The following is a 24,320-nucleotide window of genomic DNA, read 5'->3' as shown; positions in this document are numbered from 1 at the left end:
GCTTGCCGATGTCGCTCCTGCGCGCCGCGGTGGTGCCCTGGTTGACGTTGGCAGGGAGGGTCCGCGAGGACAGCACGCGCTCGGCCTCGGCGAAGGTGACCGGGGCCATGTTGGCGCGCAGGACCCCGGGGGCGGGGGCGAACTCGCCGGTACTGGCGGCGGCGGATCCGGTGGTGCTTGTGCCTCGGGTGGTAATGCCAACATCTTTGGCACCCTCCTTGACGGCCTCGCGCCGCACGGGATCCTTGGTGCTGGGCAGGTCGGCCGGCTGGTACTGCAGCGCAGGCTGACCGCTGGTGAAAGTCACGGGACTGCCCGAGCGTGTCGCCGTGCTGGAAGACGAGCGCTGGCTGAGGTGGGTCTTCGTTGTCGCATTGGAGTTCGCATTGGCAGCGGCTGCCGGAACACCAAGGGCAATGGAAGGCGCTGCAGTCTTGCGAGCATTGCCGCTCTGGATCTGCGCGGCAGCGATGCCGCCTGCAAGCGATGTGGCAACGGCCACGACAACGGCGCAGGCGCGCGCGAGCTTGGGCATGGGAACCCCCTGGAAGTTTTTGTTGGAGAACTGGCTGCACGCACCGCGCGTGCAGCAGCGAGAAAGACCAGCCTGTCGGCTAAGGCGTGGTGGTCACCACCGAGCTTCGATTGCCCGCAACGTCGTAGCTGTAGGTGATCGTGGTGGTGGAAGCGCCGCTGGTGTAGACGGTGCTGGCCAATCGGCCCAGCGCGTCATACGTGAAGCTCACGGCGCCGGCATGGGCTGCCAGCACTGCGGTGCAAAGGCAAGCGGCAAGGACTGTGCGGCTCCACATCCGCGCCGGAATACGGCGATGGGATGGCATCGATGCGTGCGATCTCGATGCGTGCGCTGGCGATGCAGCCAAGCTCTTCGTTCTCATGAATTCCCTGTGTTTTTTTTGCGTGGCGCGGACTGTAGTTCAAAACAAGTCCAAACCCCGCCGAAGGAATCTCGCTTTTTGTTGCGCAATCTCACCGGCGGCTGTCCCCGCTCCGCCCCGGCCCCGCTCAGAACGCGCAGCTACGAAACCCGAAGAACCCATCGTCGCGATCCGGCCAAGCGAAGCCGCGGCGCTTGAGCGAGCGCAGGCGCGCACGGGTCGCGAACGAGGCGCCGCGCAGCACGCGCGCCGGCCGGGTGCTGTGGTGGCTGGCGTGGCCGGTGCCGCTGCTGTGGCGCGCGATCGGCGCGCTGACGCAGTGGACGCTGGCCTTTCAGGACTGACCGAGCACGAAGTCCATGGCCTCCTGCCACCAGCGCGGATCGACCCGGCCCGGCCAGTCGTTGTGCCCGGCGGCCTCCAGCGTGAGCAGGCGCTTGGGCGCAGCCAGCGACTCGTGCAGCGCCAGGCCCAGGCGTGCCGGCACCACCTTGTCTCCCGCCGCCACCACGACCAGCACCGGGCGCCCGAAGCCGGCCAGGTTCTCGACGCTGTCGTAGCGATCCCGCAGCAGCCAGCGCACCGGCAGCCAGGGGTAGTGGTACGAGGCCACGCTGATCAGCCTGTCCCAGGGCGTGATCAGCATCAGCCCGGCCACGGCCTCGCGCTGCCGGGCCGCCGCCGCGGCGGCGACGCCGGCGCCCAGCGATTCGCCGATCACCACCACCGGCGCTCCGAAGGCGCGGTAGGCCCGGGCGATGCTGTCGGCCGCATCCTCGACCAGGCTGCGCTCGCCCGTCTCGCCGCCGCGCGGGCCGTAGCCGGGGTACTCGGCCAGCAGCACGCGAAAGCCCTGCTGCGCGAGGATGTCGGCGTAGTAGCGGCGGTGCCCGGCATGCCCCGCGTTGCCGTGGAAGACCAGCACCGTGCCGCGTGCGGCTGCCGTGCCGGCGGGCTGCGCCAGCAGCGCACGGAAATCCTGTGCCGACGGCCAGGGCTGCAGGCCGCCGGTCGCCATCTCGACGACGGTGGCGGGCGCGGGAAAGTAGAGCAGGCGGTCCTGGAACATGGCAGCTCCCGCGAGTCCGATCACGCAGGCCAGGACGAACTTGAGCACCGGGGCGAGGACCTGGGTCATGGAGGACGAGATCTTTCGGGCAGCCATTGTCCACGCTGCCGCGCGGGCACGGCGAGGCCCCTCGTCCCCTGGCGCGGGGCTACGGTGTTTGGTACTCGTTGTCCCCCATGAGCGCTTCGGGGGGCGCCTCGGCCGGCTTCGCCTTCTGCGTTCGCCACCACGCGACCAGCCCGTCGAAGTCGCCGCCGAAGACCCGATGCTGGAGCTCCTCGCTCACCATCGAGCAATGCGCCGCGGTGGCCATGTCGAGCAGCGTCCGGCTGGCGACGCGGTCGCACTGGAGATAGATACGCTTCAGTTCCTCCACCCCGACAGATGCCAGGTGGGGGCGCGGCGTCTGCGCCGAAGTGGGGGACGCCGCGATCAGGACCAGCGCCGCCGCAGCGGCGCCTCGCAACTGTTTCGTTGCCATGGCCGCCTCCTTGGTTGTTGGCATGCGCATTGCGCACGCTGTCACTCTAGGGGCATCGATCTCGCGACGCATCCCGCCAAAGAGGGAGTTGCCGTCTTCGCGCCTTCAGCCGAAGAACAGCAGCCGCGACAGCAAGGTGTGCCCCGCCTCCGCCGCCATCAGCCCCAGGAACACCAGCAGCGCCAGGGGCGGCACCAGGATCGCGTAGACCAGCGACAGACGCTCCCAGGCCATGTGCATGAAGACGGCGACGATGAGCCCTGCCTTGAGCAGCATGAAGGTGATGATCAACCCCCAGCGCAGCAGGCCCTGCAGGTGCAGGTAGTCCACCAGGTACGACATCGTGCTGAGCACGAACAGCAGCCCCCAGATCTTGAGATAGAGGCCGATCGGATGTTGCTGGCCGCTGCCGGGTTGCATGTGACGCTCTCCTCACCAGAGATAGAACAGCGCGAAGATGAAGACCCACACCAGGTCCACGAAGTGCCAGTACAGGCCCGCGATCTCGACGATCTGGTAGTTGCCGCTGGCCTCGTAGTCGCCGCGCAGCAGCTTGAAGGCGACCACCAGCAGGTACACCACGCCGCAGGACACGTGCAGCCCGTGGAAGCCGGTGATCATGAAGAAGGCCGAGCCGAACTGCGCCGCGCCCATCGGGTTGCCCCAGGGGCGCACGCCCTCCTCCAGGATCAGCTTGGACCACTCGAAGGCCTGCATGCCGACGAAGATCTCGCCGCACATGGCGGTCACCAGGATCAGCGCGGCGGCGTTGGCCCGGTCCCGTCGGTAGGCGCAGTTCACCGCCATCGCCATCGTGCCGCTGCTGCTGATGAGCACGAAGGTCATGATCGCGATCAGCAGCAAGGGCACCTCCGCGCCGCCGACGCTGAGCGCGAACACCTCGCTCGGGTTGGGCCAGGGGACGGTGGTGGAGACGCGCACCGTCATGTAGCCGATCAGGAAGCAGCTGAAGACGAAGGTGTCGCTCAGCAGGAAGATCCACATCATCGCCTTGCCCCACGAGACGTGGAAGGCCTCGCGGTCGGAGGACCAGTCGGCCACCAGGCCGCGCCAGCCCTCGGCGGGGGCCGGCGCCAGCACCGGCGTGGCGATGGGGGGCAAGGCGGCGGTGTTCATGGTGTCACTCCGCAGATGAAGCGCGCCACCTCCGGCGTGAGCCAGGCCAGCGCCGCGAAGAGCACGGCCCAGACCGCCAGCAGGAAGTGCCAGTAGCGCGCGCACAGCGCGATGCGCCAGGCCAGGCTGGCGAGGTCGGCCGTGGGCTGCCAGGCGGCGCGCGCGGTCCAGGCCCAGGCGGCGATGCCGCCCGCCACGTGCAGGCCGTGCACGGCCGTCAGCAGGTAGAAGAAGCTGCCGCCGGGGTTGCCGGCCGGCATCACTTGCGCGGCGAGCAAGGCGGCCCAGGCCCACCACTGCACCGCGAGAAAGCCCAGCGCACCGATCCCGCCGGCCAGCAGCCAGCGCCGCGTGTCGCCCAGCCGCAGGCCGCGCGCCGATACAGCGCTGCGATGCAGGGCCAGGCTGCCCGCGGCCAGCAGCGCGGAGCTGAGCCAAAGCTGCCACGGCAGCGCGATCCTCACCGCGTCGCTGCCGCTCATGCGCATCACGTACGCGACCAGGAACAGCGAGAACAGCGTGGTCGCCACGCCCATGAAGACCCACAGCCCGAGGCCGGCGGTCAGCGCTGCGGAGCGCGGCTCGGGCCCGCGGCGGTAGGCGGCGTAGCGCCCGGCCAGGGTGTTGCCGCTCATGCCCTGACCTCCTCGCCGCCCGCCTCGGCTTCCTGCCCGCCCAGTTCGGGCGGCGCGTTCTGCGGGATGAAGTCTTCGCGCACACCCGGCACCGAATAGGCGTAGGCCCAGCGGTGGACCTCCGGCAGCTGCGCCCCCCAGTTGCCGTGCACCGGCGGCGTCTGCGGCGTCTGCCACTCGAGCGAGGCGGCGCGCCAGGGGTTGTCGCCTGCCGGCTTGCCATGGCGCAGGCTCCAGGCCAGGTTGAAGAGGAACAGCAGCTGCGCCACGCCGACCCCCAGCGCCACCACGGTGATGAAGGCATTCAGGCTGAAGGCCGAATGCGGAATGAACTGGTAGTGCTCGAAATTGAAATAGCGCCGCGGCATGCCCAGCAGCCCCAGGTAGTGCATGGGGAAGTAGATCGCGTAGGTGCCCAGGAAGGTGATCCAGAAGTGCAACTGCCCGAGCCGGTCGTCCAGCATCCGGCCGGTGACCTTCGGGTACCAGTGGTAGATGCCGCCGAACACCACCAGCAGCGGCGCCACGCCCATCACCATGTGAAAGTGCGCCACCACGAAATAGGTGCCCGACAACGGAATGTCCACGCTCACGTTGCCCAGCCACAAGCCGGTCAGCCCGCCGATGACGAAGGTGAAGATGAAAGCCAGCGAGAACAGCATCGGCACCGAAAGGTGGATGTCGCCCCGCCACAGCGTCAGCAGCCAGTTGTAGACCTTGATCGCGGTGGGCACGGCGATGATCAGCGTGGTGGTGGCGAAGAAGAAGGCGAAGTACGGATTCATGCCCGCCACGAACATGTGGTGCGCCCACACCACGAGGCTGAGCCCGCCGATCGCCACGATGGCCCAGACCATCATGCGGTAGCCGAAGATGCTTTTGCGCGCATGCACGCTGATCAGGTCCGACACCAGGCCGAAGGCCGGCAGCGCCACGATGTAGACCTCCGGATGGCCGAAGAACCAGAACAGGTGCTGGAACAGCAAGGGGCTGCCGCCCTTGTACTGCGTGGCCTGCCCCATCGACAGCAGCGCCGGCATGAAGAAGCTGGTGCCCGCCGCGCGGTCCAGCAGCAGCATCACGCCGCTCACGAAGAGCGCCGGAAAGCCCAGCAGCGCGAGGATGGTGGCGACGAAGATGCCCCACACCGACAGCGGCATGCGCAGCAGCGTCATGCCCCGGCAGCGCGCCTGCAGCACGGTGGTGACGTAGTTCAGCCCGCCCATGGTGGTCGCCACGATGAAGATCAGCAGCGACACCAGCATCAGCACGATGCCGGTGTCGCTGCCCGGCGTGCCGGGCAGAATGGACTGCGGCGGGTACAGCGTCCATCCCGCGCCGGTGGGGCCGCCCGGAACGAAGAAGCTCGCCATCAGCACCAGCACCGACAGCAGGTAGACCCAGAAGCTGAGCATGTTCATGTAGGGGAACACCATGTCCCGCGCCCCCACCATCAGCGGGATCAGGTAGTTGCCGAAGCCCCCGAGAAAAAGCGCCGTCAGCAGGTAGATCACCATGATCATCCCGTGCATGGTGACGAACTGGTAATAGCGCTCGGGCGTGATGAACGCGAAGGCGCCGGGAAAGCCCAGCTGCAGCCGCATCAGGTGGGACAGCACCACGCCGACCACGCCGACCGCGATGGCGGTGCAGGCGTACTGCACCGCGATCACCTTGTGGTCCTGGCTCCAGACGTAGCGGGTCCAGAAGCTTTTCGGCTCCTCATGCTCCTCGTGGTGGGCGGCGGGGACGACGATGCTGGACATGGTCTTCCTTCGGTGCGGGCGGGTCGCGCTCAGCGCTGCGCCTTCTGCTCGGATGCGCCGGCCGGCGGCGCGGCGCCCAGGGTCCGGATGAAGGCCACCAGCGCCGACAGTTCGTCGTCGGACAGGGGGATCTTCGGCATCACCGGCGCGAAGCCCTTCACGCCGCGCGCCGCCTGCGGATCGCGGATGAAGGCACGCAGGTAGGCGTCGTCCACCAGCGCGGTGCCACCGTCGCGCAGGGTCTCGTTCTTGCCGTACAGGCCCTTCCAGCTCGGCCCCACGCGCGGGCTGCCGTCGATGCTGTGGCAGGCCACGCAGCCCTTGGCATCGGCCAGCGCGCGCCCCTGCGCCGCCGGGCCGCCTTCGGTGGAAGGCGGACGCTGGGTCATGGCGAAGGTCTGCAGATCCTTCAGCCAGGCCTGGTAGGCGGCCGCGTCTTCCACCACCACGAAGGCGCGCATGTTCGGATGGCCCACGCCGCACAGCTGCGAGCACATCGCCTCGAAGCGACCGGCCACGGTGGGCGTGAACCAGAAGGTGCTGATCTGGCCCGGCACCATGTTCATGCGGGCGCGGAAGTTCGGCGCGAAGAAGTCGTGCAGCACGTCGTGCGAGCGCAGGATCATGTGCACCGGCCGGCCCAGCGGCACGTGGATTTCCTGGTCGGAGACGAGGATGTCGTCCTGGCCCGCCGGATCGGAAGGATCCAGCCCGAAGGGGTTGGTCGGCGTGACGAAGCGCGTCTCGGTCAGGCCCAGCTTGTGGTCCCCGCCGGGCATGCGGAAGCGCCACTGCCACTGCTGCCCCAGCACCTCGACGGTCAGCGCATCGGGCGGCGCCTTCACGTAGCTGGCGTAGACGACCAGGCCCGGCGCCAGCAAGGCCATGATGCCGACGGCACTGATGCCGATGAGCCAGCGCTCCAGGCGCTTGTTCTCCGGCTCACTCAGGTACCTCCGCCTTCGGCTTCGGTTTTCGCCTTCGGAGCGGCCGAGCGGCTCATGCGCCGCCCGGTCGCCCTCGCGATGGCGATAGCGCACCACCGTGTAGGCCAGGAAGAGGTTGACCCCGACGAAGAAGATGCCCGTGATCACCAGGGTGATGGTGATGGTGTCGTCCATCGACTTCCAGTTGGACGCGAGCGGCGTGAACCACCAGGGATTGACGGCATGAAATACCACCGACGCGACGACGATGAGCGCCAGCACGGCTGCCATGATCATCTGCGGCCTCCTTCGTCGAATCGCCGCGCAAGCGGACGGGGCGGACCCGGACCTTCAGGGGAACGCCGGAATCATCCGCTCGTCGCCGGCGAAGCGGGCTTCCGGGTGGGCTCGTTCGAGCAGGGCTTCGATCTCCGCCACGCGTGCGGGCGGCAGGTCGACCATCAGCAGCATCCGGCCGGCGGCGATCGCGCTTTCGAATCGCGCCAGCCGCGGGCTGGGAATGGAGATGCCGATCATGCTGGAGGACCAGGCGCCCACCAGGCCGCCCAGCACCGCCAACGCCGCCGCCATCTCCCACTGCGGCCCGTCGGCGGTCAAGGGGAAGGCCAGCGCCGCCACCAGGCCGCTGACCGCGCCGACGCCGCCGCCGATCACCAGTCCGTTCTTGGCGGCAGGCACCAGGTCCGAGGTCTGCCAGACGTTGGCGGCATGGAGACCGCGCATGTCCTCGCCCTCGGGCCCCACGAAATGGATGTGCGCGGCATCGACCCGTGCCTGCACCAGGTCATGCATCACCCGCCGGGCGCTGGCCGCGTCGGGCATCAGCCAGTAGATGCGTCTCTTCATGGCGCCCTCCTTGCTCGTCTTGCGACGAAAGGAAACCATGGAGCGCTTATATGCCAGGGTGAAGGGGTTATCAAGGATGCGCCCGCCTAACCCGCCGCCCGCCCACCCTTCAGGACCCGGCCAGGCTCCTCAGGCGCCGGAGCGTCTCGCCGAAGTCGGCGTGCTCTTCCGTGGACTGCCGCAGAAAGTCCCTGATGGCATCGTGGCGGTCGATCGCGAGGTCCGCCACGCGGTCGGCGCCCTTCTTGTATTCGCCCACCTTGAGCAGCAGCTCGATCTCCTGGTACTTGGCCATCAGCTCGCGCACCTTGCCGGCAGCGGCCTTGTGCTCGGGCGTGATCAGGGCGTTCATCACCCGCGACGCGGAGGCCAGGATGTCGATGGCCGGGTAGTGATTCGCCGCGCCGAGCTTGCGCGAGAGGATGATGTGGCCGTCCAGGATGGAGCGTGTTTCGTCGGCGACCGGCTCGGTCATGTCGTCGCCTTCCACCAGGACGGTGTAGAGCGCCGTGATCGATCCCTTTTCGTTGGTGCCTGCGCGCTCCATCAGCTGGGGCAGCGTGGCGAACACGCTGGGCGGAAAGCCGCGGCGCGTGGGCGGCTCGCCGGCCGCGAGGCCGATCTCGCGCTGCGCGCGCGCAAAGCGCGTGACCGAGTCCATCAGCAGCAGGACCTTCTTGCCCTGGTCGCGGAAATACTCGGCGATGGCGGTGGCCACGAAGGCGGCGCGCGCGCGCTCCATGGAGGACTTGTCGGACGTCGCACACACGATGACCGCGCGCGCCATGCCCTCGGGCCCCAGCTCGCGCTCGAGGAATTCCCGCACTTCGCGCCCGCGCTCGCCGATCAGCGCCACCACGGTCACGTCCACTTCGGCTCCCTTGACCAGCATGCCCATCAGGGTCGACTTGCCTCCGCCCGCCGCCGCGAAGATGCCCATGCGCTGCCCCTCTCCGCAGGTGAGCAGGCCATCGAGGGCGCGCACGCCCAGCGGAAGGGCTTCGCTGATCACGCGCCGCTTCAGGGGGTCTGGCGCGGGGCCGTACACCGGGTAATGCCTGGCCACCACCAGGGGGCCTTTCTGCGCCAGGTCGATGGGGTGGCCCAGCCCGTTCAGCACGCGCCCGAGCAGCGCGTGGCCCACCGGGACCATCTGCTCGCGACCGGTCGGGAAGACCTCGGTATCGCCCGAGATGCCTTGCGTTCCGGTGGAAGGCACGAGCAGCGCCGTGCCCTTGGAAAAGCCCACCACCTCCGCCTGGATGGACAGGATCTCCCCCGGATTGCGCAGCAGGCAGACTTCGCCCATGCGCACCGTAGGCACGACCGCCTTGACGATCGTGCCCACGACCTGCACCACGCGCCCGCGAATCTTGATCGTGGCGGCCTGGGCCACCGCGCCGCGCAGGTTGCGGGCGATATAGCCCAGTTCACCGGAAGTGCGCGCGGGAGGAAGCTTGAAGCCGGGAGGCGTTGCGCTCAAGGATGCTCCGCTGGGTCGGATGCGGGCGCTGCGAGCGGCGGCGCGGCGAGCGCGGGATCGCCTTCGAGCTCGGGCTTGGGTGCGAACACGCCGACCAGTGTTTCACGCAAGACCTTCAGCTGGCCGGAGAGACTGGCCTCGACGACGCCGATCTCGGATTCCACGATGCACGCGTCGACGGCGACCTTCGCATCCGGATGCACGTCGATCTGGGCCACGGCCGGGAACTGGCGGCGCAGTTCGTCGAGCTGCCCGCGCACGTGCTCCACCTGCGACGGATGCACCGACAAGCTGAGCTGCTTCTGGCTGCGCACCAGGTCCAGGCAATTGCGCACGACGGTCGAGACGCGGTCGTGCTCGTCGACGAAGTCGCTCACCACCTTCTGCACGGCGTTCATCACCAGCTCGACCATCTCGGTCTCGACGCGGCCATAGTACTGCGCGGTCTGAGACACGATCTCGACCATGCTGCCGCTCTGCGCCAGGCGAGCCGATTCGAGGCCTTCGCGATAGCCGCGCTCGCACTCGGCACGATGCGCCGCCTCGGCCGAGGAAACGATGGCATCCGCCCGCTCCCGCGCCTCGGCGACCGCCTGCCTGGCGTCCTTGAAGGCGCAGAAGTCCTCGGCCTTGATGACCTTGCGGGACAGGTCGAGCCGGCTCAATGAAGATGGGTCGAGAGCAATGAACACCAACGAGGCTCCACGATAGACAGGACGGACGACACGAGGCGCATCGCAGCGGCGGGCTCCGCATCGCACGGGCTCTCGGCATCCGGGCGCGGCAACTTCAGCAGAAATCGGGCGGCCACGGGCTCGGGCCAGGCTTGTGCGGCGCGCGCGAGCCAGCGCAGCCCGGTCGATTCGGCGGATACCGCACGGTCGATGTCCGGGCTTGCGTCCGGCTTCAGGGGCAGCAGGCTGGCCGTGCGCTGCGCGAACTCGAAAGGCGCAGGCGTGAGCCATTCGCGCCAGGCCAGCACGTCTTCGCGCAGCAGGCAGCGCCGCACCTGCCCCGCGCAAGCGACGGCGGCCACATGCAACGCGAGGCGATGCAGCGACCGTCCTTTCAGCAGGGCGACAGGCCATTCGGCGCTTGAGCGCCGCGTGCCGCATGGTTGCAGGTCGAGGACGCGCACGATGTGTCGGGACAAATGGCGCCGCGCGCGGGGATGGTCCCAGAGCGTGGCCGGCACGGGCGGGGGAATGAACTCACCCCGGCGCGACGTGTCCAGGTACTCGGCCGGCCACTGGTCGAACTCGTGAACCAGCCAGCGCACCTCGGCAAGCGCCTTGGCAGGAAGTGCGGGGTTGCGAAGCGGATCGGAGCTCACGTCGCGTCGCCCTCGGCCGCAGGAACGGGTGCCTGCGCATCAGGGATGGCGGGCGCCTTCCTGCGCTTGCGCCAGGTCGCGAAAGCCACCCCGGCGAGGATGCAAGAGGCGAGCAGGCCGCCGGCCAGCGGCGACACCCACCACGCCCACATCGTGCCGTTGCCGCCGTTCGCCGTGGGCGATGCGTTCGCTCGCTGCGTGCCGGCGTCGACGCCGGAGGCACGCGGGCCCGTGGGCACGAGCACGACGGTCACTTTCTCGATCTGCAGGCCAGGGATGCTGCTGGCCACCAGACGGCGGATCTGCGGGATCGACTCTTCCAGGTGCACGCTGCGCCGATGCTTCACGAACACCGCGGCCGACGAGGGCATGGCCGGATCGCTGCCGGCACTGCGCTCGGGCAGGACCACATGCACGCGCGCGCGAACGATGCCGTCGATCTGCGAGATCGTCTCCGACAGCTCCTGCGAGAGCGCCCAGAGATAGCGCGCGCGTTCCTCCAGCGGCGAGGAGATCAGGCCTTCCTTCCGGAACACGTCGCCCATGTTGCTGCGGCGCTCGCGCGGGAGGCCCTCGGCGTTCAGGTGCTCGATGGCCCGCGCCGCGACGGGCTGCGACACCTCGAGGTTGATGCCTTCCTTGCCCGGGAGCTTGCGTGCGTCGATCCCCGCCTCCTTCAGGGACGCGAGCACTTCGTTGGCATCGCGTTCGTTCAGGTTGGCGAAGAGCTGCACCGAGCCCTCGCAGCCGGCCAGGACGCATGCCGCCAGGGCGCAAATCAGCGCGCGCAGAATCGTGTGCATGCTCTTCCTACTGCAGTTTCGTCAGCTGGTCGATGTGCTGCGTCGCCTTCTGCACCGCCCGGCTGACCAGCTCCACGCGCAGCGAGGTATCGACCAGCCCCAGTTGGATGCTCAGAAGCTCCGTGGCGCCCACCTGGGTGGGGTCGCTCAGGATCTGCTTGATCCGGTTCGACTGTTCCGCATAGCCGCGCCCGAACTCCTGCATCGAATGCATGAACGCGTCGCTCCACCCGGCGCGCGCGACCTCGCCCACATCGGCCCACCCATGGGAGGCCCCTGCCGGCGACGCCATCGCGTTGGCGAAGCGCGAGACATCCGAGGCCGCGGCCGGCCCGAGCACGGGCTCGTCGAGCCGCGCCCCGGGCAGTGCACCCTGCGACAGGATGGAGATGATCTCGCCGTTCATGCGGGGCTCGCCGTGCTTTCGCTTGCGGACGGATCGCGAGGGATCTCGACCAGCGCGGTGCTGCGAGCCGCTGCGGGCCCGGCCCCTGGAGGCGGCGATTGCAGCAGGCGCGATGCCATGCGCACGTGCGGCTGGGCTTCGTTGCCCGCGGCACATTCCCTGTCCACCAGTTCCTGGAGCACTTTGCGGGCTTCGGCCAGGTGGCCGGCTTCGATGAGCGCCAGGCCCAGGAAGGTGCAGAGCTCGGGGTCGGCGGGGTGCGCACGCAGCGCCTCGTCCCGCAAAAAGCGCGCGGCCTCCCCGGCGCGGCCCGCCCCCATGTCGGCCAGCGCCAGGCCGATCCAGGGCAGCACCGCCTCGGGCCGGACCACGCGCAGCGCCGAGAAGAGCGCGGCTGCCGCGCCCCGTTGACCCGACTGCGCGGCGAAGAAGCCGATCTGGGCGAGCAGTTGCAAGTCCGACCGGCTCAGTGGGAATTCGTGATGGGCATCGGGCATGTGGAGGGGCCTTCGATCAGTTCGCGCAGGCCGTCGGCCCGCAGCATCGCCGCCGCGTCGTTCTGCGCCCGCGCCATGCTGCCGACCTCGTCCAGCAGGCGGGTGGCTTCGGCCCGCAGTCCCTGCAGCAGCAAGGCTTCGACCTGCATCAGCCCGCAGTCGAGGAAAGCGGGGGCCAGCGCGAAGGCGCGGCCGAACGCCGCGGCGGCCGGGGCGAATTCATCGAGCCGCCGGTGGCACAGGCCGAGCGCATGCCAGAACTGCACACGCTCGGGCCGGAAGACCGTGAGCGTGGAAAGCATGGGCGCGGCCCGGTCGGCGTGCCCCAGCCGCAGAAGATTGCAGGCGGTGACATAGATGCCGTTGATCTGCGGGTCGGAGAGCCGCTGCATCATGGCCTGGACCCGGGCCTGCAAGTCCTGCACCATGGTTTCGAGGTCGGCCGTCGGGTCGGGCATTCCACTCGACTTCCGCTGCGTAGTCGTTGAGATCCTGCTTGGCTCCGACCATGACTTTGGCGACGTTGGCCATACCCATCTGGTAAGTGTTGACGCCCGTGAAATCGCCCTCGGTGGCGGGCTCGGCGTTCGAGAATTCCCATTCGACCTTGGTTCCAGGCAGGGTGACGGTGACGCTTTTTGCTGTTCCCATGGCTTCTTTCGATCTCGCTGAATAGACGGTGTCCTGCTGTCAGTCGATAGGTAACTCGGCATCTGGACGAGGTTCCGTCCGAGAGGTCGTGTGGCCTCGCAAATAGTCGCGCCAATGAAGTCAGATCAAACGGCGTGTCTCAAATGGACTCGAGCAATTGAAGCGGCAGGGATTCCGGGGTGTTCAGCTGCTGCACCAGCTGGGCCTGAACCACTTGGGCCGCGGCCGCCTCGCCTGCAGCGATTTCTTGCCGCTGAGATTGCTGGCGCACGTGTTCGTGCCGGATGGGCGACGTTTCGCTGGACGGATCGCGCGCGTTCTGTTCAACGGCAACTTCCTCGGCACGGGCGTCATTGGCCTGAAGGGTCGGAAGGTCCAGAAGCTCGGGCGGTGCGGCCGAAAGCTCTTGAGGCGCTTCGGGTGCGCGAGCGATCTCCTCGACGCGACCGACGGCTCGGAGGTCGCCCGGCGCAGTCGCGCCCGAGGCTGTCGATCGATCTGACTGGGCCGATACCGCGCCTGCCAGGCCCGCACTTCTTGCGGCGTCCTCCTGCAGCTTCACCTCCCTTTGACGCTGCAGTTGCTGCTGCTTGAGCTGGAGCCTGCGCAGCGCAGTTGGGATGCGCGGGTCGATCGAAGGCGAGCCCGCGATCTGGCAGGATTCCTCGGCGACGAGCTCCGGAGGCGCGTCGCCCGGTGCTTCCTGCGGCGGCTCCTGCGGTCCTTCGTCCGGGGCCTCCGGCGCGCCCGCTCCCTGCGGCGCGACCGTCGGCGCATCATGCGGCGATTCGTGTTGCGCTTCCAGTGGCACGTCCCTCGGTGCCTCCTGCGCCGCACCCTTCGGCACCTGGGATGCGCCCAGGCTCGGTCGCCCCAGCGGCGACGGCGCCTCGCCAGGGTCTTGAACCAGCGGCGAAGCCGCGAGCGGATGCGGGTCGAACGGGGGGGATGCCGCCTCTTGCAGCAGCGCCTCGAAGCGGTCGGCCAGCAGATCGAGGTCGCTTGATTGTTTCGGCGCCATCGAAGGCATCTGTGTCTTCACGCGGGCCGGCGGTGCTGTGTTGTCGATCCTGTCGCTCATCGGTCTTCCTCGTTTGAAGCGGTTTGCATTGGCAGGTCAGGCGCCTTGCCTGTCTGCCCGGGTACGGGGAACACGAAGCCTGTGTCGGCACGGTCGGAGAAGCCGATCAGACGGCGCACGATTTCATCCGGACCCATGGGGCGAGTGGGAAGGGACAGGAAGATCCGATCGTGATCGGGGTGCGCCGCCCGGATGGCCACGTCACCGAATCCATAGCCTCGGAGTGTGCGCAACGAGGCGACGTTGTCGTCGAAGGCGGCCGTGAGCATCACTTCGATGCCGCAACGGAACGCATGCTCGCAGGCCATGGCCGTCATGCGACGGCCATAACCGCGGCCCTGCCAGTCCGCGCCGATCCAGATGCATAAAAATGCCTCGGTGCCACTGACCGTGATCTCCGTCGAGCCGAGCAGCCCATGCTCCCGGTGGAGCAGGACGTAAGGCACGACGTTGGAGTAGGAACGCCGGTGTTCAATCCATGCCTCGGCGGCGTCCCATTCTTCCAGCGGCGGCAGCAGGGTCCTGGCGGCGATGGCCGGGTCGCGGTACTGCCAGGCCAGCGCCGCCGCATGCTCCACGTGCATGGGCTCCAGGCGCAGTCCGTCCGAACCGATGATCGGTGCTTGCCAAGGATCGCTGGCGCGCGCCACCCGTTGCGTCCAACTCCTGTGCAGAGCGATCGCCTGCGTGTTGTGAGGTGACCGATCCAGGACCGCGCCGCAGATGTTCAGCGCCTGTCGCAGGTCGCCGCAGGCGGCATGGCAGTTGGCTTCCAACAACAGGTCGGTGACACTGGGCGCCTGCAACCCGGACAATGCCTGCAATGCCCGCCTGGCCAGGCAAAGGTCGAAGCATAGGTATGCGACGCGTGCCAGGCCCCGCAGCGTCTCCGGGTCCCAGTGAACGGACGAATCGCACCACATCCTCGACAGGCGCTGCGCGATCCGGCGGCGGTCCACGCGGTGGTTCCTTCGCAGCGCGAGGATCACGTAGGGCCAGACGTCTCTGAAATGGCCGAAGGATCCCAGCGCCCCATCGAGCCAGGCCGTCAGCGCTTCGGCAGGCGTTTCCTCGGTGACCGACATCAGGATGCGCGCGAAGTGTGCGGACGAGCGCGCGTTGTCTACGACTGTTTTCAGGGTGCTCATTGGGATTCTTGAGTTGAACTCGGGCTTGCCGTCTCGGGCTCGTTGCGTGGCGCGGCCGGGCGTGCATCTCCGCTGCCGACCACGCGGGGCGTGATAAGGAAGAGCCGCTCACGCTTTTCCTTGCTGCCCGTCGACCTGCCGAACAGCGCACCCACGACGGGCACATCGCCCAGCACCGGCACGGCGTCGCGCTGCTGGGTTTGGGACTCGGTGTTCAAGCCGCCGATGACGAGGCTTTGCGCCTCGCCGACCATGGCCTGCGTGCTGATGTTGCTGCGCCGCACGGTGGGCAGGTTGCCGATGCGGGTGTCCAGGATGCCGCCGTCTTCGATGTCCACGACCAGTTGCACCGCGCGCTTGTCCGCGTCCCCGACCACCCGTGGCGTGACCCGCAACGTGACGCCGACGGTCACGGGCGTGACCTGCGCGACGCGTTCTCCCGTGGTCTGGATGTAGAAGGTATCCGCCAGGTCGATGAGCGCGCTCATGTTGTCCTGCGTCAGGATGGAAGGCCTGGACACGATCCTGGCGCTGCCCTTTCCTTCCAGCGCGCTGATGCGCGCCTGGATCAGATTGGCGACCGTGGTGCCTGCCGTGCCGATGCTGCTGGCCAGGGCAGCGCCGGAGACGACGGCAGGCACAGCGCCAGGGAGGCCGCCCGACAAGGAGAGCTGCCCCCCCGCGAAGCCCGCGCTGAGCTTGCCCAGGCCGACGCTCCAGTCGACGCCCAGCTCCGACATGCTGGACTTGTTGACGTCGACGATCATGGCTTCGATCTCGATCAGGCTGCTGGGGACGTCCAGGAATTCGATCAGGGCCTTGTAGATGGGGGCGTTTTGCGGCCTGTCTTTCACGATGATGGCGTTCAGCCGGGGGTCCGCCTGGATGACGGCGCCCGTGCGCGTGGCGCCGCGCGCGGCGCTGGCTGGAAGCCGCCGCCCCTCGGGCGCCGCGGGCGTTTCGGCCGCAGCCTCGCCGGCGGGCTTGGCTTCCGTCCGCAACGGCGCGACCAGGTCGGCGATCTCGGGCGACACGCCGCCGGCCGCGCCGCCGGCGATCAGGTTCCGCAGCACGGTCGCGACACCGGGCGTGGCGATCTGCTTGTCTCGATAGCTGATGACGCGGTCGTCAACCGCGGCGTAGCGCAGCCGATAGATCTGGATCTGCTGCTCGGGACGCGCTTCCGGAAGGGCTTTGACGGCGGCCTCGATGCGTTCCACGTACGACTTGGGGCCGGAGATCATGACGGAGCCGTTCTCCTCGATCTCGCTCCAGCCGAACTTGGATTCCAGGAAGCCCATCTCGGCCATGACGCGGCGCAGCGTCTGGGTGCTCAATCCCTTGCCCGGCAGGACGCGCGTCTGGCGCGAGTCGGTGCGGGCGACGTAGAGCGTGCCATCGTGGTGGTACCACATGAGGCCGTACGCGGCGGCCAGCTGGTTGAGAAATTCGGTGGGGTTAGGCGCGCTCGCGCGCCCGAGCATCGGCCCGGCTTCCTGCGGCAACGGATCATCCAGCTGCAGGCGCAGGCCGAAGGTCTGCGCGAAGTTGGCCAGCATCTTCTCGGGCTTCTGGCCGGTGTTCATCAAGGTGAAGGGACTGTCCGGCCATGGGATCGACGCCAGGCCTGCCGTGGCCGTGGTGGCGCTGCGCGCCGCCGCCGCGCCGCACAGCAGCGCGGCGGCCACCAGGCAGCGCAGCGCAGGCTTGCCGAAGAACGAGTGCCGAAAGCTGCCCATGCCTCGACTCAGAGCGTTCCAAAGCGCCCGCGCCAATCGTTCACCGCGTCCAGAAAGTACGCCAGGCTCAGCTCGAACTGGTCGGCGGATGCATCGGCGGGCACGCTCATCTGAAGCACGAGCCGGTCCTGGTGTGGCGTGAGCACCAGCCGGGCCGCTTCCTGCAGCGGCCGCGCCGCGGCGTTCTGCAAGGCGGACAGCATCCTTTCGTCGTCGTTGGCAGCGTGGCCCGAGAGCAGGTCCAGCTGGGCCTCTGCGACGATCTCGCCGCGCAGGCCGGGGTGCATCAGCACCCGCACATTGCCGTCGAACAGCAGCGCCACCGTGCCATCGCTGCGGGGTGGCCCGGGATCGATGCGGGCGCGCAGCAGGTAGCCGGCGAAGCCGGCGTGCGAACGGCTAGAAATCATGACGCAGCTCCTGCGCTTCCCAGGCGAGTTCTTCCTTCAGCCTGCGCACGGCCAGAAGGACCTGTGCCACCGGCTCGATGAACTCGGACGGGATGTACTGGTACACCGCAGCGTGACGCATCAGCCCACGCGCGAGAGGAACGTTCTGCATGACGGGGACGCCGGCCTCCTCCGCCGCGCGCTTCATCGCTTCGGCCACCACGCCTTCTCCCTTGGCCACCACGACCGGCAACGGCGTCTCGCCGGCCTGGTAGTACAGCGCGACGGCCAGATGCGTCGGATTGGTCACCAGCACGCTCGCATCCTTGGTATGCCCGACCGCCTCGCCCATGGCGATTTCTTTGGCGAGTTCCTTGCGGTGGCCCTTCACATGCGGGTCACCTTCCATCTGCTTGTGCTCCTGCTTGATCTCGTCGATCGACATCATCAAGCTCTTGATGTAGCTGTAGCGCTGCCACACCAGGTCGAGGACGGCAATGGCCAGGAAGGCGATGAAGGTGCACTTGAAGAGAACCCACATCATTTCTCCGAGGAGCCGCCCCGACTCACCGATGCTGGTGAGCGGCAGCTTGACCATGATCTGGAGGGAGTCGCGCACGACGAAGTAGACGATGAAGGACAGGATGAGCACCTTCAGGTTCGTCTTCAGGAACTCCACCAGGCTCTTCATGCTGAACATCTGCTTGAGGTTGGCGATGGGGTCGAGCTTGTCGGCCTTCGGCATCAGCGCCTTGAAAGAAACGAGCATTCCCGTCTGGGCACCTTCGACCAGAAAGCCGACGACCACCACGATCAGGATGTAGGGCAGCAGGACCGCCGTGCCGGCTCGCAGCATGGACGTGGTCGCAACGGCCAGGGCGGAAGAGAAGTCATGCCCTGCCAGCTCGCCGGCCTGCACGATCATGGCGGCCAGCTCCCTGAAGATGTCTCCCCCGGCGGCGAGCGTGTAGCCCACCAGCGCGCCCATCATGACGACTTCGGTGAAGTCCTTGCTCTTCGCGATCTGCCCGTCTTCCCTCGCCTGCCGAATGCGGTGGGAGGTCGGCTGCTCGGTCTTTTCGCTCATCGGGGCCTCGCGATGGGAAATGCCTCGCCGGCGGTGCGCAGCACCTGGGCGAAGCTGTCGCGCAGCGTGGTGTGCGCGACGTCGAAGAGAACCGGCGCGTAGATCGCCAGCACCACCATGGCCACCGCGCTCTTGATCGGCATGGCAAGAAAGAACACCTGAAGCTGGGGCACGAAGCGACTGACCAGCGCGAGGCCGCCTTCGCACAGCAGCATCGAAAACACCACGGGCGCGGACAAGAGCAGGGTCAGATGCATCAGGCGATCGATCTGCTGCAGCAGCATCGGCACGGCGGCGGCCTCCGGCCTGGGCCATGGCTGGAACACCGGCCACAGAGCAAAACTGTCGTAGATGACGGACAGCACGAGCAGAAAGCCGCCCGTGACGAAGGCAAATGTCACGATGGCCTGGTTGAAGAGCTGTCCGAGCGGAGAGGTTTCATGCCCGGTCAGCGGATTGAGGGTCTGGCTGAGATTGGTGCCGCGCTGCGTGTCGATGATGTCTCCCATCGCCTCGACCGCCCAGAAGGGAACCGCCAGCACGAAGCCGATGAGCGCGCCCAGCAGCGCCTCGCGCAGCACGATGAGTGCTGTTTCGTGGGCCGACCGGACCTGGGCCGCCCCTTCGGCCAGGCCAGGCACGAGCAGCAGCGCGAAGCAGCCCACGACCCCGACCCGCAGTATCCCTGGCAGTGCTTCGCGGCTGAGCAGCGGCAGAATCGAGAACACGCCGAACATCCGCGGTACGGCGAAGCCGAAGGTCGAGAGAAACTGCATGGGCGCCTCGAAGAAATCCATCGCTAGCGCGCCACCAGTGGAATGGCGTCGAAGAGGGCCACGGTGTAGTTGAAGATTTCCCCGCCGATCCATCGCGCGGTGAGGAACAGCGTCAGGCCGACCGCGACCAGCTTGATGGCGAACGAAAGCGTTTGCTCCTGGATCTGCGTGAGCGCCTGCAGCAGGCTGAACAGGGTGCCGACGACCGATGCCACCACGATGGGCGGAAGCGAGAGCCAGAGAACCAGCAATAGCGCACGCACCGCGTGGGAGACGATGTCGACGATTTCCATGCGGCCTGATCCTCAGAGGCGGTAGGTCATGACCAGGCCCTGGAGCATGCGCGACCAGCCGTCCACCATGACGAAGAGAAAGAGTTTGAGCGGCAGCGAGATCGTCACGGGCGAGACCATCATCATTCCCATGGCCATGAGGATGTTGGAGATCACCAGGTCGATGACGATGAAGGGCAGGAAGAGCAGGAACCCGATCTCGAAAGCGGCTGTCAGCTCGCTCACCACGAAGGCCGGCACCAGGATGACGAGGTCGTCTTCCCGCGCCAGGCCTGCCACCTTGGCGGGCCACATCCGCTTGGCCTGGCTCAGGAAGAAGGCGCGCTGCTCCGGCTTGCTGTTGCCGAGCAGGAATTTGCGCATCGGCTCCGCACCGCGCTTGGCCGCCGCGAACAACGAGGAGATGTCCGCGGTAGGGCTTGGCTGGGCCTCGAAGGCGTCGGCCATCTCGTAGCCCACCGGGGCCATGATGAAGACCGTCAGCATCAGCGCCAGCGAGTACAAGGCGATGTTCGGCGGTGTCTGCTGCACGCCGATGGCACTGCGCACGAGCGACAGCACGATGGACAGCTTCAGGAAGGAGGTCGTCGTGATGACGATGAGCGGAACGAGCGCCAGCAGGCCCAGCGTGAAGGCCAGGACGATGGGATCGAGATTGATCATGGCGCCTGCACTTCCGCGCCGAGGCGCAATATGCAGACACCGATGCGCCCTTCGATGTCGACCAGCTCCCCCTCGCCCATCAGCTTGCCGTTGACCCGGATGTTCACCCCCGCGCGGGGGTCGCGACCCAGGTTGAAGATGTAGCCGGGACGCAGCGTCTTCAACTCGGCGAGCGCGATTTCGCGGTCCCCGAGATCGAAGGTGAGGCGCACCGGGATGCCGTCCAGAATGCCGGCGGCGGCGTCGGCGTCGTCGCCGGAGTCGAGGTCGGACATGATTTCGTGCACTCCTTGGATGACTTTGAGCTCCTGGCCTTCGAGTCGGCAGCGCAGCCCGACGCCCGGGCCGAGTTGCAGAACGACATGGTTGTCGCGGGTGATCAGGCTTTCGTCGAGCACGATCACGTCCCGGCACGCGAGCTGGGCCATGGCCTCATGCGAGAGGTCGACCCAACCCACCAACAGGCTTGCGCGCACCGCCAGGCTTTGCCACGCGTCATCCACGGGTTCCAGCGGGTGTTCCCTGAAGGCGGCGGCGAGGTAGCGCGTAGCCGATGCATCGAGAAGCAGCTCGCCCTCGAGCCGGGCGTCCTCGGTCCAGGCTTGCCACGCGTAGCGCTCATGGCTTCCTCCCTGCGGCGCATGGCTCGTCACATCCCGCAACTGCACATGCTTTCGCGTGCCGTTCTCGATCGAGGCCGAAAGGTCGCCCAGCGCGCCCTCGACGCATGCGAGCACCAGCTCGGACGGGAGGCGCATGCCCGCGTCCAGGCCCAGCAGGCCGGCCGAGAGTTCCTGTGCAGCGAAGGCGGACAACGCGAGGAAGACTCGGGCGCCGCCCCAATCGCATTCCACGTAACACGCTGCGTCGGCGCTCGTCGCGCTGACAGGAAGAAGGCGGAAGGACCACTCCCGGCCATTCCAGACCGCTCGCACGGGGCTGCGGCTTCGGCACAGCACGTTGCGCGCGCTCAGGATGTCGCGCGCCACCGTGGCGATCTTGAGAGGCCGAGCAGCACTGACCGCAGGTGAAAGGGTCACGCGGAAGCCTCCGAGGACTCGAAGTGACCGATGCGAGCCCCGCCCGGCCCGAAGAGCGCCACGCAGACAGGCCGCTGGAGACGCGAGGCCAGGTCTCTCCCGAGCGACGGCAGTCGAGGAATGAACCAGGCTGGATTCGCGGACGCGTCGCAATGGATCTCGACATGCAACGTCCCGCAGCTCCCATGGAGCCGGAGCGTCGTGTGGGGGGACAGATCCTTGCTCGGGACCACGCGCACTTCGCCGTCGGTGCCTGACGCTTCGCGGTCCCACACGTTCTGAACGTGGGACGCGAGATCCGAGACCGAGGGGTCGTCGTCCTTCTGTGCAGATGCCTGCGCCGCCCTGTCCCCGGCCGACCCGGGTCGGCCCGCCTCGAGCAAGGCCGCGAAGCGGTCTGCGTCGTCGGCGAGGTCGGCCCGCTCCATCGGCCGCTGGACCTCCTCGCCGACCGGCAGGTAGAGCGGGCCAAGATCGACCAGACGTGGTCTGCCGCTCATGTCTCGGCACCTCCGGAGAACTCGCGTCCGGGCACGCGGGCGGGGTGTTCTTCCAGCTCGAGGCCGGCCCGATGCTCCTCTTCTTCCAGCCCTCGCGCGATCGCCTGCTGGTGCAAGTCTCGGAACTTGTCGCATGCCTGCATGGCGGCGCGCCAGGCAGCGGTGGACGCATCCACGACTTCGCGTTGCTGCTTGCGCGCTTCTTCTGCCTGTTCGACCGCCTGCCTGTCCTTCTGCTCGACCTCCTTCATCGCGACGATCTCCGCGTGGAGGTCGTCCAGCTCGCGCACGACGACCGGGCGCGACATCAGGTCGCGGTAGAGTGCTTCCTCGCGTTCGCGATGCTCCTGCACACGGGATTCGTGGGTCTGCCTGGCGTCGCGCAGCGCCTGCATGGCCAGGTCCAGCTCGTGCTTGGCCTTTCGCAGCTCCCGCTCGCGCCCTTCCTCCCGGACGCTCTTGATGCGCAGAAGACCTCGGATCGCGTCCATGGGGTGTGCCTTCAGGCCTGCTCGTCGAAGCCGGCATCGCGCAACAGCGCCCGCAGCGTCGCGCGCGCGCGCGACACGCGGCTTCGCACCGTGCCGACGGGGACACCGAGCTGCGACGCAGTGTCTTCGTACGAGAGCCCGTCGACGGAGACGAGCAGCAGCGCCTCGGCCATGCCCTTGGGCAGCTCGCCCAGCTTGGCGACGACGATGTTCATGACCTGTCGGCGCGACAGCACGTCGAAGGGATCGCTGGTCGGATCCTCGAGCAGATCGAGGACGTCGGCGGGCTCGAATACGTAGCGGCGCTCCGGCGAGCGGTTGATGTGGTTGCGGATCAGATTGGAGGCGATGCCGAATGTCCAGGTGGAGATCTCGGCCTCGCCACGGTAGGCGGCGAGGTTCGTCGCCGCCTCCACCAAGGCCTGCTGCGCGACCTCTTCGGCATCGGTCGGGTTGCCGACGCGCCGCAAGACGAAATAGCGCAGTGCAGCGCCATAGTCCTTGATGAGCCGGCGGAACAGCGCCTCCTTGTCCATCGCGGCGACGGCCGCCGCCGGGGCCAACGGCGGCTCCGGCTTTCCAACGTCTTCCAACCGGATCGGGATCGGGCATTCTTGGAGAGGTGCGACGTGCGTCATGAAGGCCAATCCAGGCAAGGGGCGATGGCGGGTCGCGCCGTCAGTGACGTGCGAGGGGCGAGGCAAGCCCGGGACACCGGCTTGCGGGCGGCGGAAGGGTTGTCAGGCGTGAGGGTCGAGGCGCTGCAGGAAGAAGCAGTGGTCGGGCGGCGGGTGCGAATGCGTTGCGCTGCGCCAGGGGCCTCCTCGCGGCCATTCGCTTGGTGAAGCAATGTGAAGCATGCGGCGCAGTCTGCTTGCAGGTAGTTGAAATTTCTATCAGTCCGATGGACTAGGCCACCACCGCATGGACGGTGACGCCACGCGCGTGACGTATGGCACAAGGGCTCGCAGTCAAGCCCCACTCGGCGTGTGGAACTGGCCCAGGCACCTCGTTACTTACCACTGGCATCCAGTCCCCTGGAGGGGCTCATCTACACATGAATGTCGTTAGCAAAGCAAATACGCCGCGTTCGATATTTGGCATGCTCGCCACCGCGGCACCGGGCAACACCGGTGCGGGCAAGACGGGCCGAATCAAAAACGCCGACGCGAAGCAGGCGGCGCTGCCCGAGCGGCTCCGAGAAAAGGCCGAGCAGCGCAAGGCAGATCCATCGAGGCTGGTCGGAGTGCTGCGTGGACGGCCGGAGCCGGCGCTTCTGCAGATGCCTGCGGCCGATGCCGCGCGACGCGCTCAGTCGACCGGCACCCGGCTCAGCAGCCTTGGAAGGCAGGCCGCTTCCCTTCAGCGCGGGCGAGGAGCCGCCGTGGGCCGGAGCTATGCGGCCCTGCGCATGCTGCGTGCCCTGCTCGGCGACGAAGACGAGGACGAAGACCAGGACAGCGCCGGCAGGCGCATCGCAGCCACCGTCCTGGTAGACGAAAAGTTCCGTGACCCAGAGCAGCTTGCCAAGCACCTGCGGGACACGGAGACGCCTGAGGAACTCGCCGAGCTGCTGAAGGATGTGTTGAAAGACGCGCCCCCGGACAGCAAGCCTCTCGATATCCAGACCCTGTGCCAGAAGATCAAGCGATCCGACACATCCACCATCATGGGTTGGCTCGCAGACATGCAAGGGATTCCGAGACTCCTCAAGGGGCAGGAACGCCAGGCACTGCGGGAATCGGTCGAGAACCAGATCCGTCAGTTGGAAAGCAGCAACGCCGCAGCCGACGCGCACGAGGTCGCCACGCTGTGGCTGGCCGACGTGGCGAAGGGCCAGCCCAATCAACCGGAATTCGTTGCGACCTGCGTCGAGGTGGCCAACAAGGCCCCGAGCAACTGGATCGAGCTGACGCGCTCCATCGTGCGCAATTGCCCGTCCGGCTTGGCCACCCCGGGGGCGTTCGAGGCAACGCTGCACAACCTCATCGGGGCGCTGGGCGTCGAAATGTGGACTGTCATCAAGTCCTTCACAAAAGAGCATTTGGCGGCCGTGAACTTTCAACTGCAGCGAGCCTACGAGGGTCGTTCGTTGGTCGACGGTCTCTTCCGCGTGAACGATGAAGTGGCCCCCAGCATGAGGGCCATCACCGCGTGATC

Annotated in this window: 31 protein-coding genes and 1 pseudogene; 2 read left to right on the top strand and 30 right to left on the bottom strand. The window is 67.6% G+C overall.

What is annotated here, in order from left to right; translation table 11 throughout:
- The 3 genes and pseudogenes from ABEA07_RS17490 to ABEA07_RS28715 all read right to left on the bottom strand — a co-directional run.
- Positions 1-535: hypothetical protein (locus tag ABEA07_RS17490; RefSeq protein ID WP_345539431.1), on the bottom strand; the 535-nt coding region annotated here is incomplete at its 3' end.
- A gap of 79 nt (positions 536-614) precedes the next feature.
- Positions 615-746, bottom strand: coding sequence for a hypothetical protein (locus ABEA07_RS17485; protein ID WP_345539429.1), 132 nt, complete (start codon positions 744-746; stop codon positions 615-617).
- A gap of 280 nt (positions 747-1,026) precedes the next feature.
- Positions 1,027-1,149 (bottom strand): annotated as a pseudogene (locus ABEA07_RS28715) (formylglycine-generating enzyme family protein); the annotation flags it as partial.
- Between ABEA07_RS28715 and ABEA07_RS17480 the strand changes: the two are divergent.
- Positions 1,094-1,243 carry a hypothetical protein gene (locus ABEA07_RS17480; protein WP_345539428.1) on the top strand — a complete coding sequence of 50 codons (150 nt, stop codon included), beginning with the start codon at positions 1,094-1,096 and terminating at the stop codon, positions 1,241-1,243. The pseudogene ABEA07_RS28715 and the gene ABEA07_RS17480 overlap by 56 nt on opposite strands.
- Here ABEA07_RS17480 and ABEA07_RS17475 read toward each other — a convergent pair.
- From ABEA07_RS17475 to ABEA07_RS17345, 27 genes are all read right to left on the bottom strand, one after another.
- Positions 1,234-2,037 (bottom strand): alpha/beta hydrolase, encoded by an 804-nt coding sequence (locus tag ABEA07_RS17475; RefSeq protein ID WP_345539427.1) that lies wholly within the window; start codon positions 2,035-2,037, stop codon positions 1,234-1,236. The two genes, ABEA07_RS17480 and ABEA07_RS17475, sit on opposite strands and share 10 nt — an antisense overlap.
- Positions 2,038-2,116: 79 nt before the next feature.
- On the bottom strand, positions 2,117-2,449 hold the full coding sequence (locus ABEA07_RS17470) for a hypothetical protein (protein ID WP_345539426.1): 333 nt from the start codon (positions 2,447-2,449) through the stop codon (positions 2,117-2,119).
- Between the two features lie 105 nt (positions 2,450-2,554).
- Positions 2,555-2,869, bottom strand: a complete 315-nt coding sequence (locus ABEA07_RS17465; RefSeq protein ID WP_345539425.1) for a cytochrome C oxidase subunit IV family protein — start codon at positions 2,867-2,869, stop codon at positions 2,555-2,557.
- 12 nt (positions 2,870-2,881) lie between these two features.
- Entirely contained in the window at positions 2,882-3,586 is a 705-nt protein-coding gene (locus ABEA07_RS17460; RefSeq protein ID WP_345539423.1) for a heme-copper oxidase subunit III family protein, read from the bottom strand.
- Positions 3,583-4,221 carry a cytochrome c oxidase subunit 3 family protein gene (locus tag ABEA07_RS17455; RefSeq protein WP_345539422.1) on the bottom strand — a complete coding sequence of 213 codons (639 nt, stop codon included), beginning with the start codon at positions 4,219-4,221 and terminating at the stop codon, positions 3,583-3,585. The genes ABEA07_RS17460 and ABEA07_RS17455 overlap by 4 nt, the downstream gene beginning before the upstream one ends.
- Positions 4,218-5,987 (bottom strand): cytochrome c oxidase subunit I, encoded by a 1,770-nt coding sequence (locus ABEA07_RS17450; RefSeq protein WP_345539421.1) that lies wholly within the window; start codon positions 5,985-5,987, stop codon positions 4,218-4,220. Before ABEA07_RS17450 ends, ABEA07_RS17455 begins: the two co-directional genes overlap by 4 nt.
- Before the next feature lie 29 nt (positions 5,988-6,016).
- Positions 6,017-7,210, bottom strand: a complete 1,194-nt coding sequence (locus tag ABEA07_RS17445; RefSeq protein WP_345539420.1) for a c-type cytochrome — start codon at positions 7,208-7,210, stop codon at positions 6,017-6,019.
- A 54-nt stretch (positions 7,211-7,264) separates the two neighbouring features.
- A complete protein-coding gene (locus tag ABEA07_RS17440; RefSeq protein ID WP_345539419.1) occupies positions 7,265-7,780 on the bottom strand; it encodes a DUF1269 domain-containing protein in 516 nt (171 codons plus the stop codon).
- A 109-nt stretch (positions 7,781-7,889) separates the two neighbouring features.
- Positions 7,890-9,209, bottom strand: a complete 1,320-nt coding sequence (gene sctN / locus ABEA07_RS17435; protein ID WP_425584151.1) for a type III secretion system ATPase SctN — start codon at positions 9,207-9,209, stop codon at positions 7,890-7,892.
- 50 nt (positions 9,210-9,259) lie between these two features.
- Entirely contained in the window at positions 9,260-9,955 is a 696-nt protein-coding gene (locus tag ABEA07_RS17430) for an HrpE/YscL family type III secretion apparatus protein (protein ID WP_345539418.1), read from the bottom strand.
- The gene (locus ABEA07_RS17425) at positions 9,925-10,596 is read right to left on the bottom strand and encodes a SctK family type III secretion system sorting platform protein (protein ID WP_345539416.1); all 672 of its coding nucleotides are present in this window, start codon (positions 10,594-10,596) and stop codon (positions 9,925-9,927) included. The genes ABEA07_RS17430 and ABEA07_RS17425 overlap by 31 nt, the downstream gene beginning before the upstream one ends.
- Entirely contained in the window at positions 10,593-11,399 is an 807-nt protein-coding gene (gene sctJ, locus ABEA07_RS17420) for a type III secretion system inner membrane ring lipoprotein SctJ (RefSeq protein WP_345539415.1), read from the bottom strand. Before sctJ ends, ABEA07_RS17425 begins: the two co-directional genes overlap by 4 nt.
- Before the next feature lie 7 nt (positions 11,400-11,406).
- On the bottom strand, positions 11,407-11,805 hold the full coding sequence (locus ABEA07_RS17415; RefSeq protein WP_345539413.1) for an EscI/YscI/HrpB family type III secretion system inner rod protein: 399 nt from the start codon (positions 11,803-11,805) through the stop codon (positions 11,407-11,409).
- Positions 11,802-12,260: a tetratricopeptide repeat protein gene (locus ABEA07_RS17410; protein ID WP_345539412.1), complete on the bottom strand. Its 459-nt coding sequence runs from the start codon at positions 12,258-12,260 to the stop codon at positions 11,802-11,804. The genes ABEA07_RS17415 and ABEA07_RS17410 overlap by 4 nt, the downstream gene beginning before the upstream one ends.
- An 11-nt stretch (positions 12,261-12,271) precedes the next feature.
- A complete protein-coding gene (locus ABEA07_RS17405) occupies positions 12,272-12,760 on the bottom strand; it encodes a hypothetical protein (protein WP_345539410.1) in 489 nt (162 codons plus the stop codon).
- A 332-nt stretch (positions 12,761-13,092) separates the two neighbouring features.
- Positions 13,093-14,034 (bottom strand): hypothetical protein, encoded by a 942-nt coding sequence (locus tag ABEA07_RS17400; RefSeq protein WP_345539409.1) that lies wholly within the window; start codon positions 14,032-14,034, stop codon positions 13,093-13,095.
- Complete coding sequence (locus ABEA07_RS17395) at positions 14,031-15,182, bottom strand: GNAT family N-acetyltransferase (RefSeq protein ID WP_345539408.1); 1,152 nt, start codon at positions 15,180-15,182, stop codon at positions 14,031-14,033. The genes ABEA07_RS17400 and ABEA07_RS17395 overlap by 4 nt, the downstream gene beginning before the upstream one ends.
- Positions 15,179-16,921 (bottom strand): type III secretion system outer membrane ring subunit SctC, encoded by a 1,743-nt coding sequence (gene sctC, locus ABEA07_RS17390; RefSeq protein ID WP_345539407.1) that lies wholly within the window; start codon positions 16,919-16,921, stop codon positions 15,179-15,181. Before sctC ends, ABEA07_RS17395 begins: the two co-directional genes overlap by 4 nt.
- A gap of 8 nt (positions 16,922-16,929) precedes the next feature.
- The gene (locus ABEA07_RS17385; RefSeq protein WP_345539406.1) at positions 16,930-17,331 is read right to left on the bottom strand and encodes a CesT family type III secretion system chaperone; all 402 of its coding nucleotides are present in this window, start codon (positions 17,329-17,331) and stop codon (positions 16,930-16,932) included.
- Positions 17,321-18,397: a type III secretion system export apparatus subunit SctU gene (sctU, locus tag ABEA07_RS17380; protein ID WP_345539405.1), complete on the bottom strand. Its 1,077-nt coding sequence runs from the start codon at positions 18,395-18,397 to the stop codon at positions 17,321-17,323. Before sctU ends, ABEA07_RS17385 begins: the two co-directional genes overlap by 11 nt.
- Positions 18,394-19,194, bottom strand: coding sequence for a type III secretion system export apparatus subunit SctT (gene sctT, locus ABEA07_RS17375; protein ID WP_345539404.1), 801 nt, complete (start codon positions 19,192-19,194; stop codon positions 18,394-18,396). Before sctT ends, sctU begins: the two co-directional genes overlap by 4 nt.
- A gap of 2 nt (positions 19,195-19,196) precedes the next feature.
- A complete protein-coding gene (gene sctS, locus ABEA07_RS17370) occupies positions 19,197-19,466 on the bottom strand; it encodes a type III secretion system export apparatus subunit SctS (protein ID WP_345539403.1) in 270 nt (89 codons plus the stop codon).
- A gap of 12 nt (positions 19,467-19,478) precedes the next feature.
- Positions 19,479-20,129, bottom strand: coding sequence for a type III secretion system export apparatus subunit SctR (gene sctR, locus ABEA07_RS17365; RefSeq protein ID WP_345539402.1), 651 nt, complete (start codon positions 20,127-20,129; stop codon positions 19,479-19,481).
- The gene (gene sctQ, locus ABEA07_RS17360) at positions 20,126-21,169 is read right to left on the bottom strand and encodes a type III secretion system cytoplasmic ring protein SctQ (RefSeq protein WP_345539400.1); all 1,044 of its coding nucleotides are present in this window, start codon (positions 21,167-21,169) and stop codon (positions 20,126-20,128) included. Before sctQ ends, sctR begins: the two co-directional genes overlap by 4 nt.
- On the bottom strand, positions 21,166-21,669 hold the full coding sequence (locus ABEA07_RS17355) for a hypothetical protein (RefSeq protein WP_345539399.1): 504 nt from the start codon (positions 21,667-21,669) through the stop codon (positions 21,166-21,168). Before ABEA07_RS17355 ends, sctQ begins: the two co-directional genes overlap by 4 nt.
- The gene (gene sctO, locus ABEA07_RS17350; protein ID WP_345539398.1) at positions 21,666-22,160 is read right to left on the bottom strand and encodes a type III secretion system stalk subunit SctO; all 495 of its coding nucleotides are present in this window, start codon (positions 22,158-22,160) and stop codon (positions 21,666-21,668) included. The genes ABEA07_RS17355 and sctO overlap by 4 nt, the downstream gene beginning before the upstream one ends.
- 11 nt (positions 22,161-22,171) lie before the next feature.
- On the bottom strand, positions 22,172-22,798 hold the full coding sequence (locus ABEA07_RS17345) for an RNA polymerase sigma factor (protein ID WP_345539522.1): 627 nt from the start codon (positions 22,796-22,798) through the stop codon (positions 22,172-22,174).
- 464 nt (positions 22,799-23,262) lie between these two features.
- On the opposite strand from ABEA07_RS17345, the gene ABEA07_RS17340 reads away from it, so the two are divergent.
- Positions 23,263-24,318, top strand: coding sequence for a hypothetical protein (locus ABEA07_RS17340; protein WP_345539397.1), 1,056 nt, complete (start codon positions 23,263-23,265; stop codon positions 24,316-24,318).
- Positions 24,319-24,320 lie beyond the last annotated feature (2 nt).

The organism is Variovorax defluvii (assembly GCF_039541515.1).
In the GTDB taxonomy this organism is placed as follows: domain Bacteria; phylum Pseudomonadota; class Gammaproteobacteria; order Burkholderiales; family Burkholderiaceae_C; genus Variovorax; species Variovorax defluvii.
This window is presented reverse-complemented; position numbering and strand designations above follow the sequence as displayed.

Bases quoted from the DNA above. Each gene is read 5' to 3' on its own strand.
- ABEA07_RS17475 (WP_345539427.1), bottom strand. From the start codon at position 2,037: ATGACCCAGGTCCTCGCCCCGGTGCTCAAGTTCGTCCTGGCCTGCGTG.
- ABEA07_RS17470 (WP_345539426.1), bottom strand. From the start codon at position 2,449: ATGGCAACGAAACAGTTGCGAGGCGCCGCTGCGGCGGCGCTGGTCCTG.
- ABEA07_RS17465 (WP_345539425.1), bottom strand. From the start codon at position 2,869: ATGCAACCCGGCAGCGGCCAGCAACATCCGATCGGCCTCTATCTCAAG.
- ABEA07_RS17460 (WP_345539423.1), bottom strand. From the start codon at position 3,586: ATGAACACCGCCGCCTTGCCCCCCATCGCCACGCCGGTGCTGGCGCCG.
- ABEA07_RS17455 (WP_345539422.1), bottom strand. From the start codon at position 4,221: ATGAGCGGCAACACCCTGGCCGGGCGCTACGCCGCCTACCGCCGCGGG.
- ABEA07_RS17450 (WP_345539421.1), bottom strand. From the start codon at position 5,987: ATGTCCAGCATCGTCGTCCCCGCCGCCCACCACGAGGAGCATGAGGAG.
- ABEA07_RS17445 (WP_345539420.1), bottom strand. From the start codon at position 7,210: ATGATCATGGCAGCCGTGCTGGCGCTCATCGTCGTCGCGTCGGTGGTA.
- ABEA07_RS17440 (WP_345539419.1), bottom strand. From the start codon at position 7,780: ATGAAGAGACGCATCTACTGGCTGATGCCCGACGCGGCCAGCGCCCGG.
- sctJ (WP_345539415.1), bottom strand. From the start codon at position 11,399: ATGCACACGATTCTGCGCGCGCTGATTTGCGCCCTGGCGGCATGCGTC.
- ABEA07_RS17415 (WP_345539413.1), bottom strand. From the start codon at position 11,805: ATGAACGGCGAGATCATCTCCATCCTGTCGCAGGGTGCACTGCCCGGG.
- ABEA07_RS17405 (WP_345539410.1), bottom strand. From the start codon at position 12,760: ATGCCCGACCCGACGGCCGACCTCGAAACCATGGTGCAGGACTTGCAG.
- ABEA07_RS17400 (WP_345539409.1), bottom strand. From the start codon at position 14,034: ATGAGCGACAGGATCGACAACACAGCACCGCCGGCCCGCGTGAAGACA.
- ABEA07_RS17395 (WP_345539408.1), bottom strand. From the start codon at position 15,182: ATGAGCACCCTGAAAACAGTCGTAGACAACGCGCGCTCGTCCGCACAC.
- sctC (WP_345539407.1), bottom strand. From the start codon at position 16,921: ATGGGCAGCTTTCGGCACTCGTTCTTCGGCAAGCCTGCGCTGCGCTGC.
- ABEA07_RS17385 (WP_345539406.1), bottom strand. From the start codon at position 17,331: ATGATTTCTAGCCGTTCGCACGCCGGCTTCGCCGGCTACCTGCTGCGC.
- sctU (WP_345539405.1), bottom strand. From the start codon at position 18,397: ATGAGCGAAAAGACCGAGCAGCCGACCTCCCACCGCATTCGGCAGGCG.
- sctT (WP_345539404.1), bottom strand. From the start codon at position 19,194: ATGGATTTCTTCGAGGCGCCCATGCAGTTTCTCTCGACCTTCGGCTTC.
- sctS (WP_345539403.1), bottom strand. From the start codon at position 19,466: ATGGAAATCGTCGACATCGTCTCCCACGCGGTGCGTGCGCTATTGCTG.
- sctR (WP_345539402.1), bottom strand. From the start codon at position 20,129: ATGATCAATCTCGATCCCATCGTCCTGGCCTTCACGCTGGGCCTGCTG.
- ABEA07_RS17355 (WP_345539399.1), bottom strand. From the start codon at position 21,669: ATGAGCGGCAGACCACGTCTGGTCGATCTTGGCCCGCTCTACCTGCCG.
- sctO (WP_345539398.1), bottom strand. From the start codon at position 22,160: ATGGACGCGATCCGAGGTCTTCTGCGCATCAAGAGCGTCCGGGAGGAA.
- ABEA07_RS17345 (WP_345539522.1), bottom strand. From the start codon at position 22,798: ATGACGCACGTCGCACCTCTCCAAGAATGCCCGATCCCGATCCGGTTG.
- ABEA07_RS17340 (WP_345539397.1), top strand. From the start codon at position 23,263: ATGCTCGCCACCGCGGCACCGGGCAACACCGGTGCGGGCAAGACGGGC.